The 4,409-nt window shown below is 64.7% G+C and carries 7 protein-coding genes; 2 read left to right on the top strand and 5 right to left on the bottom strand.

Annotated features, from left to right (window positions below):
- From Q8Q77_RS00170 to Q8Q77_RS00150, 5 genes are all read right to left on the bottom strand, one after another.
- Nucleotides 1–609 (bottom strand): LLM class flavin-dependent oxidoreductase (locus tag Q8Q77_RS00170; RefSeq protein ID WP_305579945.1); only part of this gene is annotated, 609 nt, incomplete at its 3' end.
- A 466-nt stretch (nt 610–1,075) separates the two neighbouring features.
- Nucleotides 1,076–1,471: a YciI family protein gene (locus Q8Q77_RS00165; RefSeq protein ID WP_305579943.1), complete on the bottom strand. Its 396-nt coding sequence runs from the start codon at nt 1,469–1,471 to the stop codon at nt 1,076–1,078.
- A gap of 70 nt (nt 1,472–1,541) precedes the next feature.
- Nucleotides 1,542–2,267, bottom strand: coding sequence for a hypothetical protein (locus Q8Q77_RS00160; protein ID WP_305579941.1), 726 nt, complete (start codon nt 2,265–2,267; stop codon nt 1,542–1,544).
- A gap of 48 nt (nt 2,268–2,315) precedes the next feature.
- On the bottom strand, nt 2,316–2,759 hold the full coding sequence (locus Q8Q77_RS00155) for an SRPBCC domain-containing protein (protein ID WP_305579939.1): 444 nt from the start codon (nt 2,757–2,759) through the stop codon (nt 2,316–2,318).
- Nucleotides 2,756–3,112, bottom strand: a complete 357-nt coding sequence (locus tag Q8Q77_RS00150; protein ID WP_305579938.1) for a helix-turn-helix transcriptional regulator — start codon at nt 3,110–3,112, stop codon at nt 2,756–2,758. The genes Q8Q77_RS00155 and Q8Q77_RS00150 overlap by 4 nt, the downstream gene beginning before the upstream one ends.
- 180 nt (nt 3,113–3,292) lie before the next feature.
- Here Q8Q77_RS00150 and Q8Q77_RS00145 point away from each other — a divergent pair, with 180 nt between their 5' ends.
- Nucleotides 3,293–3,508, top strand: a complete 216-nt coding sequence (locus Q8Q77_RS00145; RefSeq protein WP_305579937.1) for a DUF2061 domain-containing protein — start codon at nt 3,293–3,295, stop codon at nt 3,506–3,508.
- 16 nt (nt 3,509–3,524) lie between these two features.
- Complete coding sequence (locus Q8Q77_RS00140; protein ID WP_305579935.1) at nt 3,525–3,992, top strand: Dps family protein; 468 nt, start codon at nt 3,525–3,527, stop codon at nt 3,990–3,992.
- Nucleotides 3,993–4,409: the final 417 nt, after the last annotated feature.

Below are 4,409 nucleotides of genomic sequence, written 5' to 3'. Positions count from 1 at the left end.
CACCGACCCGCCGCCGGGGATGTGGACCGGGGGATGCGGCTTGTCCTGGATCGGGCGCGGCCAGATGTTGACGTGCCGCAGCTTGTTGTAGCGGCCGTTCCAGGCGAAGGGCTCGCGCGTGGTCCAGGCCTTGATGATCAGGTCGTGGGCTTCCTGGTACTTCTCCCGCGTCAGCGACGGGATCTGGCCGTAGCAGTAGTTGGTGTCCATGGAGGTCCCGACCGGGAACCCGGCAACCAGCCGCCCGCCGGAGATGCAGTCCAGCATGGCGAACTCCTCGGCCACGCGGATCGGCGGATTGTAGAGCGCGATGGAGTTGCCCAGGACGACAATGGCCGCGTCCTTGGTGCGGCGCGCCAGGCCCGCGGCGATGATGTTGGGGCTGGGCATGATGCCGTAGCCGTTCTGGTGGTGCTCGTTCACCCCGACGCCGTCGAAGCCAAGAGTATCGGCGTACTCAAGGAGGTCCATGTAGGTGTTGTAGACCTCATGGCTCTTGGCCGGGTCGAACAGCTTCTGGTCGATATCGACCCAGACGGAGCGGTTCTTCTCCCGGAAATCGTCCGGCAGATACGGCCACGGCATCAGGTTGAACCAGGTGAACTTCATGGGTCGCTCCTCCGCGCCGCCTCTGTCGGGCGGTCATGTGAACGACGATAACCAAAAAGCCCCCGGCGCCAAGCGCGATTAGGAGTCGCCGATCCTGGAGGGCCCAGGTTCGAACCTATGATCCAGGTGAGCGACGCGATGAGCGCCGGTCTTGCTTTTCGAGCCTAAGCGGGCCCGATCCAAACCTCGGCGAACCTAGGTTGGCCGGTCGATCCTCGTCCGACAATTCGTCGGTTTCTGGATATGGCGACTAGGTCCGCTTCAAGACGGCGAGCCAACGGTGAAAACCGACACAAGGTAGGTGTTCGGCGGCCGCCCTATGAGCAGCCGCTCCGGGCTCTTGGCTGGCGCCAAGAGACTCCGCTTTCTGGCCAACGGCCACCGCTTCACGTCAACGCAGGCGTGGCGTCCAATGCGCCGGGGCCGTAGTCCCATGGGTGGACGATCATGCGCATTCGAGCTTGGCTCAGGCCTTCAACGGCTCGGCTTTCGTTGGGGCGCGATAGGTGTGAATGGGGCGAATCTCGACCGCCCAACCGAACTGTTCACCGGCGGGCACTTGAGTGCTGGGGTGCTTGGAGGCCACGGCGATCGCCTCTTCAAAGTCGCGGGCCTCGATGACAAAGGCGCTTCCGATGAGCGCATGGGACTCAACCACGCGGCCCTGGGTGATGCGCACAGCGCCATCGACTCTGCGGACGGATCTGGTTTCGACCTCAAGGCCGAGGTCAAGGAGCACCTGCCTGGTCGCGTGGAGATCATCGAGGTGCGGGCGGCACTGCGCCATGATGGCGTCGATCTCCGGCTTGGGGAGCGCATCCATCTTGGCCGCATCGTAATAGCCGAGGCAGAGAAACCTCATTCGACATCCTTTCATTGGACTGGGAGCCCGGCTTCCCGAGCTCAGGGTGCGCCGTGCCGCGATTCTTCGCTCAGTGTCCTTGATGGTCCGGAGACCCATCGGACCATCGCTCCACCGGCACGAAGAAAACCGACAGGGGCTCCACGCTGCTTGCGCCGCCCATCACCGGGACGCCAGGGAGGTTTGCCCCCCAAGCCTCGGGCTGAACCTGAGGGACAAAGAACATGAGGTGCGCGCGCCAGGGACCGCCAGCCTTGTCGCTCGCGTAGCCCTGCTTCGACATCATGTAGCACATGGCCCCTGCCTCAGGCGGCCGGATCGCACCGGTCCCCAATGCGGCCTTTGTCCTAGATTGCATCTCGGCGACGGACGTCCCCGATAGCACCCATGTGGTGCGCGTCAGGTAGGTCGGCAGCACGGAGCGCACGGAGGCGGAATTGAAGCAGATCGGCGAGCGAATCTTCGGGTTCCAGAATTCGACGTCACCGAAGTCGTTCGCCCATGACCGATTAACGATGCAGACAAAGCCGTTCGAGCCCTTGGCGGCGGTCTCATAGCCGCCGTCCCCGAGCACCAGCACCTCCGCCTTGTCGGAGATTGACGCAGGCGCGGCGCTGCGCGCCAGGGCGATCTCTTCCGATCGGCTCTCGGTCCGATAAGCCGCCGGGGACGCCATCGTCGCATAGGCCGCGGTCTTTGGCTGGGCATGGGCGAGCCCGCCGGCGAAAGGCGCACCCACCAGGACGAGGAAGGCGCCCGCGGTCGCGGCGCGAGCCCGAGAATCAATTGTCTGCATCGCCTTGAAGATCCTCCTAAGATTTCTGATGGTTGAGATGGCTCGCCATCAAAGCTGGCCGAGCCGGCCAACGAGCTTGGCCATCGATCCGGTCCAGCCCTGCTCATGGCTCGCGAGCGAAGCTTCGTTTCTAAGGTCGGCGTGGGTGAAGGTAAGTTCGGTTCCCCCCGCGATGGGCGCCAGGTCGCATTCGATGCGCGAGACGCGCCCGAGCTCCTCGGGCTCGCCGCCGAAAATGTAGCGCCAGGTCATGACGATGCGGTGAGGCGGAATGACTTCCAGGTATTCCCCGCAAGCCTCGTGCTCTTGCCCGTCCAGCGTCTTGAAGCGGACGCGAAACGACCCGCCGACGCGGGCGTCGATCTCCGCCAGCATCACAGGCAGATCGTCAGGTCCCCACCACGCGCTGACGCCCTCGGCCGTCGTCAGAGCGTCGAAAACGATCGTCGGGCGGGCGCGAATCCGCCGGACCAGGGTCAGGCTTGTGGTCATTCTCCTTCGGCCCTGGCCTGCGTATCCTTGGATTCTGCGTACACAGCGAGGCGGTCCAAGGCCGACGACCAGAACCGCTCATATCGGCTCAACCAGTCGCGCGCCTCGCGAAGGGGCTCGGGCGACAGGCGGACGGCGACAGTGCGGCCCTGCTTGGAGCGCGAGATCAGACCAGCGTCCGACAACACGTCGAGGTGCTTCATCACCGCTGGAAGCTTGATGGGAAATGGCTCGGCGAGCGCTGTGATCGAAAGAGACTCGGCTTGCTCAAGCCGCGTCAGGATCGCCCGCCGTGTGGGGTCGACCAGGGCGGCGAAGACACGATCAAGGTCTCGATGCTTATAGTTCAACATATGGAAAACTGATAAGATTGGCCGGGCTTTGTCAATAGGACGCGTGGCCGTGGCATTTGGCGCGCTCTACGCGCCATAAGTTTCGACGAGACGGCGAGAAGGAGATCTGATCAGGCCAACCTCTTCAATCAGATCTCATTGGCGTGTATATTGCGAACCAATCGCAACTGAGATCCAGCCATGTACGCCGCCAAGAAGACCCTGAGCTACAGCCTGATGCACCTCAGCGTGGCGATCAGCGTCGCCTACGCCCTGACGCGGGACTGGCGCGCGGCGCTGGCGATCGGACTGATCGAACCCCTCTTCCAGACTGTCGCCTTCGCGGTGCATGAGAGGATCTGGGAGCGGATCGGGCGCGGAACCGAGGCTGCGCCGCCCCGTTCCGCGACCGCCTGACAGCCAAGGAGAAGACATGACCAACGCCGGACCCAATCCCCAAGCCCGCAAGGCGGCCGCCGACGGCCTCGCCAGGCTGCTGGCGGATTCCTACGCGGTCTATCTGAAGACCCACGGCTATCACTGGAACGTCCGGGGCTCGAACTTCGCCCAGCTCCACACTCTGTTCATGGCCCAGTACACCGAGATGTGGACGGCCATCGACGAGGTCGCCGAACGCATCCGCGCGCTGGGCGAGCTGGCGCCCCAGGGCTACGAGGCCTTCGGCAAGCTGTCGGCGATCAAGGACGGCGATCCGGCGCACAAGGCCGACGGCATGGTCAAGGACCTGATCGCCAGCCACGAGGCCCTGATCGGCACGCTCTACGCGACCCTGCCCGCGGCCCAGGAGGCCGGCGACGAGGTGACGGCGGGGCTGCTCACCGACCGGCTGACGGCGCACGAGAAACACGCCTGGATGCTGCGCGCGACCCTCGACAGCTAGACCTCGACGCTCAGCCGCCACCCGTGGGGATAGCTTGTGCGGCGGCTGGCGCCTTGGCGGCGACGCCCCTCGGGGTTGGAGGGCGTCGCGAATGGCGCGGAGGGCTGCAGGATGAGGGCCAAGGCCCTCGCCCGGCCGCCGATCCGGCCCGCTACGCCGTCACCCTGCGCGCCCGGCGCCCTCGCCGCATGACCCATCCGGACTATGCCGAGCGAAAAACGGAAGAGGCGTCGCGGTTTCCCGCGACGCCCTCGCCGAGCCTGTAGTCCAGGATCTTCTAGGCGGTAGTGACGATTTAGGATTCCCTGACTGGCGCTGTTCTGATTCAACGCTTCTCTTTGGAGGGTGTGTTGGAAGGCGAGGTTCTTCGGGACGATCAGTGGGCGCGGATCGAGCCGTTCGTGCCGGGCGGTCGCA

This window comes from Phenylobacterium sp., assembly GCF_030698145.1.
Taxonomy (GTDB): domain Bacteria; phylum Pseudomonadota; class Alphaproteobacteria; order Caulobacterales; family Caulobacteraceae; genus Phenylobacterium.
This window is presented reverse-complemented; position numbering and strand designations above follow the sequence as displayed.